13 protein-coding genes are annotated in these 14,725 nt (G+C 42.6%); 4 read left to right on the top strand and 9 right to left on the bottom strand.

The window, feature by feature from the left end; all coding sequences use genetic code 11:
* The first annotated feature begins 116 nt into the window (after positions 1-116).
* Entirely contained in the window at positions 117-1,778 is a 1,662-nt protein-coding gene (gene recN, locus AC4MCD_RS01295) for a DNA repair protein RecN (RefSeq protein ID WP_491876446.1), read from the top strand.
* Positions 1,779-1,850: 72 nt separating this feature from the next.
* Here the strand turns inward: recN and AC4MCD_RS01290 are convergent, their stop codons facing one another.
* From AC4MCD_RS01290 to AC4MCD_RS01275, 4 genes are read right to left on the bottom strand one after another with little or no spacing between them, the layout of a single operon-like run.
* Positions 1,851-2,831, bottom strand: coding sequence for a flagella assembly protein FlgT middle domain-containing protein (locus AC4MCD_RS01290; RefSeq protein ID WP_491876445.1), 981 nt, complete (start codon positions 2,829-2,831; stop codon positions 1,851-1,853).
* A 51-nt stretch (positions 2,832-2,882) separates the two neighbouring features.
* Positions 2,883-3,482: a penicillin-binding protein activator LpoB gene (gene lpoB / locus AC4MCD_RS01285; protein ID WP_419363988.1), complete on the bottom strand. Its 600-nt coding sequence runs from the start codon at positions 3,480-3,482 to the stop codon at positions 2,883-2,885.
* A gap of 12 nt (positions 3,483-3,494) precedes the next feature.
* The gene (locus tag AC4MCD_RS01280; protein ID WP_491876444.1) at positions 3,495-3,896 is read right to left on the bottom strand and encodes a YcfL family putative periplasmic lipoprotein; all 402 of its coding nucleotides are present in this window, start codon (positions 3,894-3,896) and stop codon (positions 3,495-3,497) included.
* 19 nt (positions 3,897-3,915) lie between these two features.
* Positions 3,916-5,274, bottom strand: a complete 1,359-nt coding sequence (locus tag AC4MCD_RS01275; RefSeq protein ID WP_491876443.1) for a COG3014 family protein — start codon at positions 5,272-5,274, stop codon at positions 3,916-3,918.
* Positions 5,275-5,918: 644 nt separating this feature from the next.
* On the opposite strand from AC4MCD_RS01275, the gene AC4MCD_RS01270 reads away from it, so the two are divergent.
* On the top strand, positions 5,919-6,473 hold the full coding sequence (locus tag AC4MCD_RS01270) for a YqgE/AlgH family protein (RefSeq protein WP_491876442.1): 555 nt from the start codon (positions 5,919-5,921) through the stop codon (positions 6,471-6,473).
* Positions 6,466-6,909 carry a Holliday junction resolvase RuvX gene (ruvX, locus tag AC4MCD_RS01265; protein ID WP_491876441.1) on the top strand — a complete coding sequence of 148 codons (444 nt, stop codon included), beginning with the start codon at positions 6,466-6,468 and terminating at the stop codon, positions 6,907-6,909. The genes AC4MCD_RS01270 and ruvX overlap by 8 nt, the downstream gene beginning before the upstream one ends.
* A gap of 238 nt (positions 6,910-7,147) precedes the next feature.
* Here ruvX and AC4MCD_RS01260 read toward each other — a convergent pair whose 3' ends face one another.
* The gene (locus AC4MCD_RS01260) at positions 7,148-7,768 is read right to left on the bottom strand and encodes an alpha-ketoglutarate-dependent dioxygenase AlkB family protein (protein WP_491876440.1); all 621 of its coding nucleotides are present in this window, start codon (positions 7,766-7,768) and stop codon (positions 7,148-7,150) included.
* Positions 7,769-7,928: 160 nt separating this feature from the next.
* On the opposite strand from AC4MCD_RS01260, the gene AC4MCD_RS01255 reads away from it, so the two are divergent.
* Positions 7,929-9,731, top strand: coding sequence for an ABC transporter ATP-binding protein (locus AC4MCD_RS01255; protein ID WP_180015031.1), 1,803 nt, complete (start codon positions 7,929-7,931; stop codon positions 9,729-9,731).
* Between the two features lie 76 nt (positions 9,732-9,807).
* Here the strand turns inward: AC4MCD_RS01255 and AC4MCD_RS01250 are convergent, their stop codons facing one another.
* The 4 genes from AC4MCD_RS01250 to abuO form a co-directional block, all read right to left on the bottom strand.
* Positions 9,808-10,761, bottom strand: a complete 954-nt coding sequence (locus AC4MCD_RS01250) for a hypothetical protein (protein WP_491876439.1) — start codon at positions 10,759-10,761, stop codon at positions 9,808-9,810.
* Positions 10,758-12,095: a glycosyltransferase family 2 protein gene (locus AC4MCD_RS01245; RefSeq protein WP_491876438.1), complete on the bottom strand. Its 1,338-nt coding sequence runs from the start codon at positions 12,093-12,095 to the stop codon at positions 10,758-10,760. Before AC4MCD_RS01245 ends, AC4MCD_RS01250 begins: the two co-directional genes overlap by 4 nt.
* A 401-nt stretch (positions 12,096-12,496) precedes the next feature.
* Positions 12,497-13,216 (bottom strand): phosphate signaling complex protein PhoU, encoded by a 720-nt coding sequence (phoU, locus tag AC4MCD_RS01240; RefSeq protein WP_491876437.1) that lies wholly within the window; start codon positions 13,214-13,216, stop codon positions 12,497-12,499.
* A gap of 98 nt (positions 13,217-13,314) precedes the next feature.
* Positions 13,315-14,664 (bottom strand): multidrug efflux outer membrane protein AbuO, encoded by a 1,350-nt coding sequence (abuO, locus tag AC4MCD_RS01235; RefSeq protein ID WP_104426965.1) that lies wholly within the window; start codon positions 14,662-14,664, stop codon positions 13,315-13,317.
* Positions 14,665-14,725: the final 61 nt, after the last annotated feature.

Raw genomic sequence — 14,725 nt, 5'->3', positions numbered from 1 at the left:
TGAAATTTAAGATAGAATGAAATCGATTTATCCTGATTTATAATAACAGCCGCGTTGCTAGACTGAAGCAACTGACATGCTATTTCATTCAAACTTTTCGCAGCCCGGATGCGTTTATGCTGACACATTTAACTCTGATCAATTTTGCTTTGGCCGAGCATCTTGCTATTGATATTGATAAAGGTTTTAACGTTCTTACTGGTGAAACCGGTGCAGGTAAATCCCTGTTACTGGATGCCCTATCTGCCTGTCTAGGTGAGCGAACCGATACCAATTATGTGCGTTATGGCACCGAAAAAGCGGATGTAACCGCAAGCTTTAGCTATCAGGAAGACAGCCCTGAGGCGAGCTGGTTAAAAGAGCATGAACTCGATGATGAGTCAGGGGAAATTCATTTACGCCGGGTGATCTTCGCTACTGGTCGCAGTAAGGCCTGGATCAATGGCCGCCCCAGCAGTCTGTCTGAACTGAAAGAAATTGGCCGACTACTGGTCCAGCTTTATAGCCAGCATAGCCAGCAGCAACTTCTAGAGCCACCTTATCCCAAACACTGGCTGGATCGCTATAGCAATTTTTATGCACCCGCTCAGGAAGTACGTGATGCTTACAGTATCTGGCATAAAAATATTCGCCAGCATCAGGCCGCGCTGGATGCACAAGCAACTCGTAAGCAACGTATGGAAACTCTGGAGCTGCAACTCGAAGAATTAGAAGAAGTCGTCCAAACGGATTATCAGGAAATTGAGCAGGAATTTGACCGCCTTTCCCATCACGAAGCGATTATGCAGGACTGTGTCTATAGCCTGAATGGACTGGACGAAGGTGAACAAAATATTTCGCAGGAACTGGCTTCAATTTTACGCCGTATGGAATCGCATGCCGGTCGTAGCGAACAGCTTTCCCAGATTTATACTTCTTTGCTGAATGCCCAAAGCGAACTTGAAGATGCAACGGCAACCTTACGCCAGTTTATGGATCGGCAAAGCTTTGATCCAGAGCGTATGGAAGAACTGAATTCCAAACTGGAGGTGTTTCACCGTTTAGCACGCAAATACCGCACCCAGCCAGAATTGCTGAAAGAAGAATATGAGGCCTGGCAGGCTGAGCTTGAGCAGCTGCATCAGCTGGAAGACCCGGAAACTCTGGCTGAACAGGTCGAGGTCTCTTATCAGGAGTTTCTAAGCAAAGCTCAACATCTGGATCAGATTCGCCGTGATGCAGCCGAACCGCTGGCGAAAAAACTGACCGAACAGGTGAAACAGCTTGCCCTACCTGAAGCGCATTTTGAATTTAAATTTGAGCCTTTGGAACATCCATCAAGTGAAGGTTTGAGTTTTATTCAGCTTCTGTTTACTGCCAACAAGGGCATTCCAGCCCAACCTCTGGCACGGGTGGCTTCAGGCGGTGAATTATCCCGTATTGCCTTGGTGATGCAGGTGATGAATGCAGAAAAAACCGAAGCTGAAGTATTGGTATTTGATGAAATCGATGTCGGGATCAGTGGCGGAACTGCGGAAATCGTGGGTCGCTTATTGGCTGATCTGGCACAGCATGTACAGATTCTATGTATTACCCATCAAGCGCAGGTGGCTGCACAGTCCGACCAGCATTTACTGGTGAAAAAATGCCAGACTGATCCGGCCAGCAGTACCATTATCAATCTGGAAGAAAGTGAAATTGTACAGGAACTTGCCCGTATGACGGGTGGCGTGGAAATTAATGAAACCACCTTGCAGCATGCACGTCAGTTAAGACAGTTAAAGTTTCAGCAAGCATAAATTATGCTTAATAAAAAATCCCTGACTAGTGCAGGGATTTTTTTATGAACAGCTTTTAGTTAAAGCCAAAAATTACCATTTGACTGGTTGATCACTAGAACCTGGCGTCATTCCATAACCGGGTGACTGATCATAAGCTTGACGAGTTTGTACAGGCTGCAATTTCAAACCTTGTAAAATCTCTGGATTAAGACCTTGAGCAATTTTGTCTGCAGTACTGTCATTTAAACTGTTCGTCAAAATATTCTGTGTCATTAAATTAGACAAGGTACGGTTAAAGATTCCGGCTGCAACGACTTTACTGGTCGCCGCTTCAATCACGCGCCAGCTTAAACGCACCTGAGCCGCGCCAGCATTCAGACCATACATCTGCTGCTTACTGGCGGTAGATAAATCTTTAATCTGACCAACCAGCAAATAATCTGCGCCAACTTTCTGACCGATACGTGCCAGTTCCTGTGGTGCGCCATCCCAATACAGGAAATCAGTTTCAGACTGCATTTCCTCAATATAGTGACGATCAACCACACTTAATTGTCCGCTTTGGGTTAGATAAGTGCCCAGTGTATCGGATAATTCCTGACTAAATTCACGGGCAGATCCTCCTCCAGCCAGTCGATTATTTTTTTCTGCCATCTGGAATGGTAAAACAGCGATCCGGTGTAAATGCTGATCCTGCACAGTAGATTCAAACTTGACCACATGAGCACGGACTTTGGCCCGATAATTATTCTTCGCTCCAGACACACTAAGTACCTGGAATTTAGTAACTGAACCCGAGCCCTGATTGGCTACGCTAAAGACTGGCGATACCTTGCCGGTATAGGTCCAGCCTTGATGGTTCACTGACAAAGAAACGGTTTCTTCATAATCCATTTGCGAAGAAACAGAAGCACCATTTACTGATTGTACCGCTACCAATAAAGCTTCAGAAATGGCCTGATGCTGTGTAGGACCACTGCCGCTGGCTTCTTTGACCACTTCCTTAATTGCTGCAAAAGCAGATGAACTGAGCAATCCGGACAATAAGCCTGCAAGTAATATTTTTTTCATATTGAATTCTTCTGTGGTCACTGCGCCAAAGCACAGCAACCTTAATTTAAATTACAGACCGAAAGTCGAACGCTTGCCTGCTTTACGGATTTCTTTCTCGCCAGTCCACTCAACGATTCCAGTTTGCAGGTTTTGCAATTTAAAGGTGAACTTGTAGTACACATCGCTCTTGCCGCCTGCATTTTTTACAATGCTCGACAAGTTGCCATTTAGCATATATTCAGCACCGATATGACCACCGCTCCGCACAGCGGTTGCCTGATTCACCATGCCGCTCTGTTTTTGATAGGCCAGTTGCTGCGCCATCGCATTCACAGACTTCATATCCACAAACCGGAATTTTCCAGAGTTGATCAGCTTGTTCTGAATGCTGTCAGTAATGGATTCAGTATCAATATGTTCCTGAGTTTTATTGTGAATACGATCTACAACAATCACCGGACGACGGTTTTGTGTCATCTGCACGATAGGCGGGAACATCAGCATGTCATCTACCATTTTCGCTGCAATCATTTGCAGGTCAGTCGAACCAAAGTCAGTCGTCAAAGTTTCAACTGCTTGCGCATCGCCATAACTCACTGCACCAGTAGACGCACAGCCACTAACCAGAGTCGTTGCTGCCAATACAGCGAAAATCAATTTTGCATTCATGTTCAATCTCTCTTATTTTTTCAAGTACACAACAACATCGACAGCAGACGGATTTGGTGCTAGGGATTGCACACCTTTGGTTTCACGGCCAGTTAACTGAATCGGCTTCCAGATGGCGCCTTCAGGATTCACTTCCGCACCTTGCGCATCCACCCACACGATCTTGTAGCTAAAGTCTTTGTTATTAAAACGACGGTTTTTGATTGCAATCGATGCGCGTTTCAAATCACCTGCCGCACTCATATTTACGCGTTCTACAAATACTTCCGTACTCAGGATCGGGTTATTGGTGATCGTACGGATGCTGATTTCATTAGTTGAGTTGGTCTGGGTCGACAAGGCATTCGGTGCAGTACACCCCACCATTAACAGTACCCCTAAACCAAGTACTGCAAAGCTGAATTGACGTTTCATATCGTTCTCTTAGGTTTTATTAATGTGGGATGGTGCTTACGCTGGCGGTAATCTTGTCATTGACGTGATGTGCATAGACAAAGACAGTTTGATTGGCTTTGACATCCAGATTGACAGCTGAACTGGAAAGACTGCCGCTAGAGAGCTGTAATTTATGGTTGCCTGGAGCGAGATTTAAGCGCGCAATCTGGGCATTGCTTGGCAAGGTACTCCAGCCACGCAAGTCGGCACGTTCAGTCGACATATTCAGGACATTGCCGGCCACCTGACCCAAAATACCCAGCTGATTGCCTAACTGTTTTTGTGCAGCATATTTGGCGCTTGCACGCATGATTTGACTGGTCAGATTGCCTACTACTTTTTCTTTCAGGTCTTTAACTGCCAGAGCGCCAATATCACTAATCACGTAGCTGTCTTGCATAGGCTTATTATTGACTTTGACCTTCAGGCTTTTCGGTGCCACATAGGTACTTGGCTCATAAGTCGCAAAAGCGATATTGACCAAACCACCCGGTGTTGGCACATCAATCTTGTTTTCAACCTTTTGCGGCACAATACCTTGCTCGATAAAGACAATGACCGGCACACTGCCACTTTTTGGTTTTGCTACTAACTGATTCAAGCGTTTTACGTCTTGGGCAATCTGTGCATCTGGCTGTAATTCATAGGCCTTTTTATAATCTACCAAGGCGTCGTTATATTCACCCAAGGTTTCCCATAAATTGGCAGCCATGTAGAACGCATACGCATTCTGGTAGCTGTTTTTAATTTTGCCGGCAATAGGGTCCAGACCTATAAATGCTTCATCCAGTGCGCTAAGCGGATTTCCTTCAGTAGCCGGTTTTTTAACTTTGTCTTTTTTTCTTTCCAGCTCTTTCTGATGAGCCAGTTCAATTTCACGCTGTAGGCCTTGTGCAACCCGCATTTCTACAGATGCAGCCTCTAAATCTTTGAGAAAAATATAATTTTTTGCCTGAGAAATATGTGCTAGTACCTGTTCATGAGGGGGTACCAGATAAGGAACAATTGAATCATTACTCATCAAAGCCAGAGCTTTAAAGCCCACACGAGATACACTGACTTTGGCACGATTTTGCTGTTTATCTAGCAAAGTAAAAGCCTGTTTATAATATTCCTGGCTTTGATCATATTGATGATTGACCTGTAATAACCGGGCTTGTTCTAACAGATATAAAACACCATCTTTTGAATTAGCTTTATTCTTGAAATCTGTAATTAAATTTTCAGACAGCTCTGCATTTAAATGACTACGAAAAAAATTACCTTCTTCATTATATGTTTTGAATACTGCCGCATGGGAAATAATAGACGCTGAACATAGAGCAGAAATTAAAGTCCCTTTAAAAAAATGATGCATAACGATCCGTTAAAATAATAGAAGATTAAAAATCGGCGCATCTTACAAACAAAGCTAAATTGTTTCAATATGTAGTTCATGTATATATTGTGTAAAATTTAACTCTAAATAAACACATTATATTTACCTAAATTAAACAATATTGAATAAAATTTACAAATTATAATCGTTTTTAAGTATGAAAAATCTTTTCTATTATTGCTATATAAGTTTAATTCATTATACCTATTCATTAATAAAATAACTTATAAAAAATTAATAAAAAATAAAGCACTTCGCTTTAAATATAAAATTTAATATTTTCTTCTATTTAATTATTTAGTTTAATTATTAAACAATTAAAAATATATAAACTTATTCCTTCTTAAATTTATTTTATATTCTTAGTCGATAATAAATGAACCCCAGAATTTACCATTCAATAAAATAAAACTGATTTTATTGATTTATTGAAAAAATAAAAAAAATACCTATTTGTAGTTTTTTTATACTCAGTATCTACAAAGCTAAGTTGTCAGTGGTGCATTTTTGTGGGATAAGTAAATAAGGAATAGACAATTTGCAGAATTGAAAATCCAGTCTTTTGCCCTGATAAATCATCTACCACGATCACAAACGATATAGACTTTTGGAGAGCCGCTCAGGTGACTAAACAATATCTGACTCATCGTTGTCTGATTGCGCCACCCCATGCAAGTGACGATTTTTTTGCCCATACGGTCATTTATCTGGCCCGTCATGATGAAGATGGCGCTCAAGGGATCATTATTAACCGCCCTGCTGGCATTCAAATTAAAGAATTGCTAAATGACCTGGATATTGAGGCGGATAATGTCAATCCCCATGAAGTGTTGCAAGGTGGACCTTTGCGACCTGAGGCCGGTTTTGTCCTGCATACCGGTCAGCCGACCTGGCATTCCTCTATTGCTGTGGGTGAAAATGTTTGTATTACCACATCTAAAGATATTCTGGATGCGATTGCGCATAATGAAGGTGTAGGCCGCTATCAGATCGCATTGGGTTATGCGAACTGGGGCAAACATCAGCTTGAAGAAGAGATTGCCCGGGGTGACTGGCTGATCTGTGAATCCGATATGGACCTGATTTTTAATTTACCTTATAACGACCGCTGGGATGCTGCCTATAAAAAAATGGGCGTAGACCGAACCTGGTTATCTTCCGAGATTGGACATGCCTGATGTAAACGCGCCAAACACCATTATGGCGTTTGATTTTGGTACACAGAAAATGGGAATGGCAGTCGGCCAATCCCTGATTGAAAGTGCCAATCCCCTCCCTTTATTTCCTATGAAAGACGGGATTCCGAACTGGGACGAATTACTGAAAATTGTAAAAAACCATCAGCCAAGCCTATTTTTAGTGGGACTGCCACTGAATATGGATGATAGTGAATCTGAACTGTCGACACGGGCACGAAAATTTGCCCGCCGTTTACGTCATCAGACCAATATTGAAACCTTGATGGTGGATGAACGCCTGACCACTCGTGAAGCACGGGATGAACTGGATCATTATCAAGCTCAAGGTTGCGGCAAAAAATTATCTGCGGACAGTATTGCTGCTGCCCTCTTGATTGAAAGCTGGTATCGGCATCCGGCTGGACTGCAACCCTAAATTTCTTTTAAATAGAAGCAATAGCATCTTTCGAGATGCTATTTTTTTGAATTAAAGAATCTCTTTTTTAGTTCATTGGGATACTTTCAATCTAAAAAAATAGAGTGCCTTCATCAATCATTTTTTAATCATTCAACAATGAGCAAAGGAACTCCCTCATCCTCACTTTCTCCCTAAGAGAGAAGAAACTTTAAATACGAATGAACTAGTATTTTTTGTTTTATCAAAGATAATTTAATTAAGGAAAAAAATAACGAAAAGTCAGGTTAATTCTGGGTTCCAAAACCCGAGTCGTTTTCCGGATACAATGTTTCCAGTAGTATTGGGCCTGTCCACGCATCACAATCAACTGACCACTTTGTAAAAGCAGATCCACTGTTTCATTCTCTGTTTTATGTTTAAAGCTCATCTTGCGGGTTGCACCCAGACTGAGGGATGCAATCACATTTTCCTGTGACGTTCCCTGATATAAAGCTGCCTCATCATCACTATGCCAGCCCAGACCTTGCGACCCATCTTCATATAAATTAGCCAGACAGGAATTAAAGGAATGACCCACCAATTTTTCAATATGCTGCTTTAACCGAAATAGCCCCGGTGTCCAGATATGAGCTTGTTTGAAACTTCCGGAATAATGATATTGATAGTGTTCATCGCCATACCAGACAACTTTTCGCCCAGTAATATAATGCTTGCCAAATAAAGTGACTTCATCCGCTTGCCAGGCCAGATGAGCTAGAAAATGCTGTAAATATTGCTGGCTCTGCTGCTCATTTAAAATCTGGCCATAATCCTCTACCACCCCATCAAAGGGTAATAAATTCATTTGAGATTCTGGCGCAAACAGGTCCAAAGTCATTTTAAAATCAGTCTAAAAATTTCAGTATCTTGCTGAAAAGATTGAGACTTATCCAGAAAAATTACAATCTAATTTCACAAATAAATACAACATTTACTCTTGTGAGTACCTCTATTCCTGCCTAGACTAAATCCAACTTTGACAATAAAAATAATTGCTTATGAATTTATGGCAGCTGTTTTTAAAACTTCGTCCCTTTGTCAGCCCTTATCGGCTCCTGGTGATTGCGACCCTCATTTTAACCCTGATCGGTTCCTTTACTGCTCAGGTCAATGCACTGACCCTGCAATATGCAGTCGATAGCATCAATGCACTGCTGGAACAAGGACAGGGACTGGATGAAGGCTGGCATATCCTGATTACTATCTCTGCCATTTTACTCGGTAAAGAAGTGGTGAATGCACTGGTCCAGTTTGGGCAGAAGTTTTATGGAGAAAAGCTGCGGATTTTTATTTCCCAAGATCTGGCTCAAGGCATTATTGAAAAGTTTTTAAAATACCGGCTAGCATTTTTTAATCAGGATAATAATCAGGCTGGAAAATTACAGACCCGTATTGATCGCGGAATTGGCTCCCTCACCCGACTGGTTCAGATCTTTTTCATTGATATTTTTCCTCTATTTACCAGTGCAATTGTCGCGCTCGGATTGATGTACTATGCCAATTTTTATGTCGGACTGGTCGCCACAGCAATTGTACCGATCTACTTCTGGCTCACCTATAAACAGGCACAAAAACTTGGTGGATGGCGCCGTAGTCTGAGAGATGGCCGGGAAAAAAAGAGCCAGGGCATTCTCAGCATCATCAATTCAATTACAGTCATCAAATCCTTTAACCGGGAATCGATTGAATCAGACAAGCAGCTGAGCTTGCAGCGTGAACTGACCGATAACCAGATGAAAACCCGGCAGACCAGCTTCCTGTTTGATGGTCTGAAAACCTTTATTGAACAGATCGGCATAGTCCTGATTATCATCCTGACCTCCTATTTTGTACTGGATGGACAGATGAGTATCGGCATGATCATGTACCATGTGCTGCTCTTTAATAACGTTTCTGCTCCGATTCGCTCGCTGCACCGGATTTATGATGAAGTGAATGATGCCATGATCTATTCAGAAAGCTTCTTCAATATTCTGGAAGCTGATGCTGAAATTGAGCAAAGCGGACAGCAAAAACCGCCAGTTAAAGGCCGATTTGAGCTAAGTGGCGTGAATTTTTATTATCCGAATGGGCATCATGCCTTAAAGGATATCAATATGGAGATTCGTCCCAATACGATTACTGCACTAGTAGGGTTGTCTGGTGCGGGTAAATCAACCCTGATCAGTCTGCTCGATAAATTTTATGAACCACAGGAAGGCCAGATCAAACTGGATGGGATCGACTTAAAAGATTATGACACTCAATATCTGCGTGATCATATCGGATTAGTGCTACAAAAAAACCATATTTTTCAGGGCACGATTTTTGACAATATCCGTTATGGTAAAACCAATGCCAGTATGGATGAGGTGATTGCAGCTGCTCAAAAAGCCTCGATTCATGAACAGATTTTACAGCTACCGGATGGCTATGATTCCGATGCCCTGCAACTGTCCGGCGGTCAGCAACAGCGGATTGCCATCGCACGGATGTTCCTGAAAAACCCACCGATTATTTTTCTGGACGAGCCGACGGCAAGCCTGGATGCCATTGCGACAGAACAGATCAAACAGAGTCTGGATCAGATCAAGCAAGGCCGTACCGTGATTATCATTTCGCATAGCCTGTCTCAAATTATTGATGCAGACTATACCTATGTGATGAAAGAAGGTTGTATTGCCGAACACGGTGAACATGATGCGCTTTATCATCAGGACGGCGTATATAAGGAAATTTTTGATGCGATGGCGAAGAGCCTGAATATTGAAAAAATTGCCAAGACTTTTGAAGATGATGCAGAGGAAGAAACGCATAGTTAGCTCTTCATTCAACTATCTCTAAAAAAGAAAAGCGGTCTTTAAAGACCGCTTAAAATCAAAATATCATTAGCCAGATTTAAAACCGCATAATCCATTCACCCCTGATATAACGATAATCGTAATTCGGGCCATAAAAAGAAGCACTGCGGTTATAGCCGGCATTCATCCGCAGAAATTGCGAGCCACGAACAGGACTTTGTAGGTTGAGTTCGAATAATCGGGTAGACTGGCTCGGATCCTGATTGATTTTTTCTCGGCCAAAGCCTGCCGTTAAGCCTGCAGACCAGCCAGCGAAACGCTGACGCCAACCGAGAGCGAACATCGATTCTTGATAATCTTCTGGGTTGAAGTACTCTCTACCCACATCTTCTTCACTGCTGCGATACATACGATAACGAGCCTGAAGCGTTAGACCCAGATCTAGTGAAGGCTGATAAATCAGTCTAAGACGGCCATGATCACGGCGGTTATCATCCGAGAAAAACTGTGTTCCCGCTAAACCTACAAGCGTGACATGTTCACCTAAACCTTGATCTAATGCCGCACCGACAAAAGTAAAGTTCGTTCCTGCATCAAGTGCAGGCTGGGTTTCGACCCAGTCACGATTGGCAAAAAGTTCTACTGCTGTCTTTTCTGCAAGTGCTGTACGGTAACTGCCATCAAAGGTCAATAAAGTATGATCACCTTGCTCAAATAATCCTGCTTCCAAGTTCCAGCCATTGGCTGTAGCGGACTCAATATCACGCCCAATAAATGAGATCTTCTGACCATCGCGTTTCCAGTCATCTGCCCTATATTGATAGGCGCTGCCACGGATACCCACATAATGATCAGCATCTTCATATTGAGGCAAGAATTCCGCTGATAATTTACGAGTCTGGAAGCCTTCGCTATCGTCACTCAAAAAGAATTCTGTTCCAGCCGCTCGTTCACTTGATGTCTGATTTTCATCTAATCCATTGGCCAGGCTGGCAGTACTTAAACTCATGAGTAGAGGAACACATACATATCCGATTTTCATAGTGTTCATTTTGTTCCCCAGGTTTTTCGTGTTCTCAACACTTCATCCATATAGCCTAAAATACTGGCTGGTTGAAGCAGGAAGCTATAGGCCAACACATACAATAAAAAACCACTGAAGTTTTTCCGGACCTTAAGCTCCAGGTCATTAAACATTCTGCGTTCAATTGAATAATTTAAGAAACCCAACAGGAATGCCATTGGCAATAGCACTAAAGTCATGATTCCGACAATCCAGTAATGTCCAAAACATGCCAGAATGATTCCTGGAATAAAGCCAAAGGTAAAGGCAATATCCAGCCATGGGAAAAACAGGTTCCAGTAAATAAAAAATGTAGAGAGTCTTGGCTTGATTAAAATACTAGGATGTTTAATGAATGCTTCAATCATGCCACGAGCCCAACGCTGACGCTGTTTAACAAACACTTTAAGCGTCGTCGGTGCATTGGTAAACAGGCAGGCATCCTCACAATGGCCAATCCGATAACCTGCATTTAATAAGGCCCAGGTCAGCACAATATCTTCACCTACACATTCAGGCCAGCCACCGACTTCAATCAGGGCATTACGGTCATAAATAGAGAAAGCACCTTGCGCTACCAGAGTTCCCTGATAGAGAGATTGCAGGCGTTTGGTTGCCGAGATTCCCAGAAAATAGTCCCATTCCTGAGTTTTGGTCAGCAGATTGGTACGTGAGTTACGTACCAGAATTTTACCCGCAACCGCACGTGTATTTGGAGGATCTTCCACATAGCGCTCAACAATATTGATCAGGGCAACACGATGGAGATAGGAATCCGCATCGACGGTAATTACCAGATCATGTTCCGCAAGTTTCAGACCTTCGTTTAAGGCGTGCGCCTTCCCTGCATTTTGCTTTAAATCCAGTAAAGTCAGCCAGGGAAATCTTGATTCTGCTTTGCGAACAATCTCTGCGGTTTCATCCTGAGAGCCATCATTGATCACAATAACCTGTAATTTTCCCGGATATTTTTGCTGGCTAATACTGACCAAAGTATCTTCAATTGATGCGGCTTCATTGTAAGCAGCCACCAACATGGTAATCCCTGGATAAACCGCCAATGGCTGACGTTTAGGTCGTCTGTCCATCATTAGGCTTAAGGCCGCAAATGAGTTCATAAATCCTGGAATAATGGCAATACCATAAATCAGAAAAATAGCCCAAAAGTAACCAACATAAGTGCTCAAATCATGCAACCAGTCCTGAGCAATCCAGATGGAAAATACGGTCCAGAAACACGCACCCATTAACGCGATCACAAACTTTAACTGCACAGAAAAGTAAATTCGGGAAGCTTCTCTTTGACTTTCATCAATGATCATGAATTTTCTCTTAAATATATAATTTCACTGAGTAAATTAATGCAGGGTTAGGTTTAGACCAGAAGTATGTGACTGATAACAAAAGAGCTTCGTTTTTCTTTCTTATCTATTGGTTTGATGAGCACATGAAAAAATCTTTTCACTTTCTGAAAATAATTCCATTTTCATAAATCAACCCGCATTTTGCTAAATTATATACAACTTTTGTATGTTTTTTGATAAATAGCTCACATTTCTTTTAATTAAATTTATAAAGCTTATTAGTAATTGTTATTTATGTGATTTTTCTCATAGTAATATTAGGGAACGCCTATCCTATCTAGCTTTCACAATATCAAGAACATATTTTTGAAATAAAAAAGCCTGCACGATGCAGGCTTTTTACTATTATTTAGTTTTAATTAACGCTGAAATTTTTGCTCAATTTCTTCGACACTGCTATGCCGTACATCCAGGCCCTTGACCATATAAATGACCTGTTCCGAAATATTACGTGCATGATCTCCAATGCGTTCCAGCGAACGTAGTACCCAAAGTACATTGATCACCCGACTAATATGCCGTGGATCTTCAATCATATAGGTCATTAAGGTACGGGTAGCGGACTGATATTCCCGGTCAATGTCGGCATCGGCCTGCATCACGCGCAGCGCTTGGTCTACATCCAGACGGGCAAAGGCATCCAATGCATCATGAATCATCACTCGAACCTGGTTACCAATATGTCGGGTTTCCATATAACCGCGTGGTGAACCACCCTCTTCACACAAGGTTTGGGCAATACGAGCAATTTTCGATGCTTCATCTCCAATCCGTTCCAGATCGGTATTGGCCTTGGACATGGCAAGCACCATACGCAGATCAATGGCAGCGGGATGACGGCGAGCCAAAATCAGGGTCAGTGCCTCATCAATTTCACTTTCCAGACGGTTCACGGTATTGTCCTGAAACTGCACCTCAACCGCCATTGCAGCATCTGTATCCAGCAGTGCATGAATGGCATTGGTCACCTGCTGTTCTACCATGCCGCCCATGGTCATGAACTTGGTATTTACGTCCTGCAATTCTTCATTAAATTGCGAAGAAATGTGATGACTTAATACAGGATTATTTGGACTCAAGGAAATCTACTCCTGAACAGGAAAAGGCAAGAACACATCATGAAATATCATTAAAGCATGACCATCATGAAAGTTTGATGACAACTTGTTAGCCTTCTTTAAGAACGGTCATATTCAATGAGCCAGGCATTCATCTCTGCCAGTTCTTTTTCTGTCAATTGTCCTACCGAAGCCTGTAATTGCAGTACATGCAGCAAATAATCATATTTGGCATTCAGATAATCGGTTTTGGCAGAGAAGGCATTGCGCTGCGCCAATAATACATCCACCATGGTTTTTAAACCTTCCTGATATTGAGCTCTGGAAGCTTGAGACACAATATCTGAAGACTGCATCGCTGCTTTACGTGCATTCAGTTTGGCCTCATCCGTTTCTACCTGCAGATAAGACTGTTTAACATCAGTATTAGCTTTGCGAATGGCGGCATCCAGTTGGGCTTCACTTCTCTGTACGTTCACGCCCGCCTGACGAATACTCTTTTGGGTTCGCCCCCCGGTAAACAGATTCCAGTTGACCTCGACGCCAATCTGGTCAAAATCCCCATTGGTTGATAACACTGTTTCAGGAGTCTGCTTTAAATAGCCATAGGTTCCGACAGCTTCAACCTGAGGATAGAGAGCCGCCTGCTCCACCCGTTTGGCATCTTCAGAATAGCGTTTCTGCAAACGTGCCTGCAAAATTTCCAGATTCTGGTTTTGTGCCAGTTCGGTCCAGGAGCCGATATTACTCGGAACAGGTTTCTGAAACTGGAAATCCTCACGTAGAACCGCCAGATTTTCCTGATAAGGTCCAATTAACTGAGCCAATTGTTCCTGTGCCAGCACCAGTTGTACCTGTGTAGAAATCCGGTTAGCTTGTGCACTTTGGTATTGGGCATTGGCTTCACTGACATCACTTCTCGCCACGAGTCCTTCTCGAAGTTTGGCATTCATCATCCTTAACTGTTCTGATAAAGCTTGCTCTTCTTGCAGATAAGCCGTAGTTAAAGACTGCTGGCGTAAAACATTAAAATAGGCTTCTGCCACCTGCAAAATATGCTGCTGCTTTTGCAGGCGCAGGTTAACTTCGCTGAGTTCTACCGAGGTTTTGACCTGCTTATAACCCTGCCAGGCATCCCAACGAAATAGTGGCTGACGTGCAGTGACTGCAATCTGACGTGTAGTCGTACTCGAACCTTGTAATTCTCCAAATTCGGCAGGCAAACCTTCTATCGATGAATTATCGGCAGACTGGTTTTTACGGGTCACATTTCCAGATAAAGTCACAGTCGGCAATAAATTTCCGCTGGCTATGCCCAGGTTGAGCTGATCCGACTGGTATTGCAACAGATTCGCCTGCCAGTTCGGATCATTTTGCTGGGCACGCTGATAAGCTTCAAGCAGATCCAGCGCAAACAGTGTCGGACTGACACCCAATAAACAGACACTGACGATGAGTTTTAATTTCATTTTATAGTTTTCACCCCTACAGCCATTTAAATCATCAGATTAAGGCGCTTTAAACCCAGCA

The organism is Acinetobacter sp. CAU_H_78 (genome assembly GCF_058599365.1).
The sequence above is the reverse complement of the archived record's forward strand: the minus strand, read 5'-3'. Positions and strand labels throughout refer to the sequence as shown.

Coding starts and splice junctions, on each gene's coding strand:
- lpoB (WP_419363988.1), bottom strand. CDS start 3,482: ATGAATGCAAAATTGATTTTCGCTGTATTGGCAGCAACGACTCTGGTT.
- ruvX (WP_491876441.1), top strand. CDS start 6,466: ATGCCTGATGTAAACGCGCCAAACACCATTATGGCGTTTGATTTTGGT.
- recN (WP_491876446.1), top strand. CDS start 117: ATGCTGACACATTTAACTCTGATCAATTTTGCTTTGGCCGAGCATCTT.
- AC4MCD_RS01250 (WP_491876439.1), bottom strand. CDS start 10,761: ATGAACACTATGAAAATCGGATATGTATGTGTTCCTCTACTCATGAGT.
- AC4MCD_RS01255 (WP_180015031.1), top strand. CDS start 7,929: ATGAATTTATGGCAGCTGTTTTTAAAACTTCGTCCCTTTGTCAGCCCT.
- AC4MCD_RS01275 (WP_491876443.1), bottom strand. CDS start 5,274: ATGCATCATTTTTTTAAAGGGACTTTAATTTCTGCTCTATGTTCAGCG.
- AC4MCD_RS01290 (WP_491876445.1), bottom strand. CDS start 2,831: ATGAAAAAAATATTACTTGCAGGCTTATTGTCCGGATTGCTCAGTTCA.
- AC4MCD_RS01260 (WP_491876440.1), bottom strand. CDS start 7,768: ATGACTTTGGACCTGTTTGCGCCAGAATCTCAAATGAATTTATTACCC.
- AC4MCD_RS01245 (WP_491876438.1), bottom strand. CDS start 12,095: ATGATCATTGATGAAAGTCAAAGAGAAGCTTCCCGAATTTACTTTTCT.
- abuO (WP_104426965.1), bottom strand. CDS start 14,664: ATGAAATTAAAACTCATCGTCAGTGTCTGTTTATTGGGTGTCAGTCCG.
- AC4MCD_RS01280 (WP_491876444.1), bottom strand. CDS start 3,896: ATGAAACGTCAATTCAGCTTTGCAGTACTTGGTTTAGGGGTACTGTTA.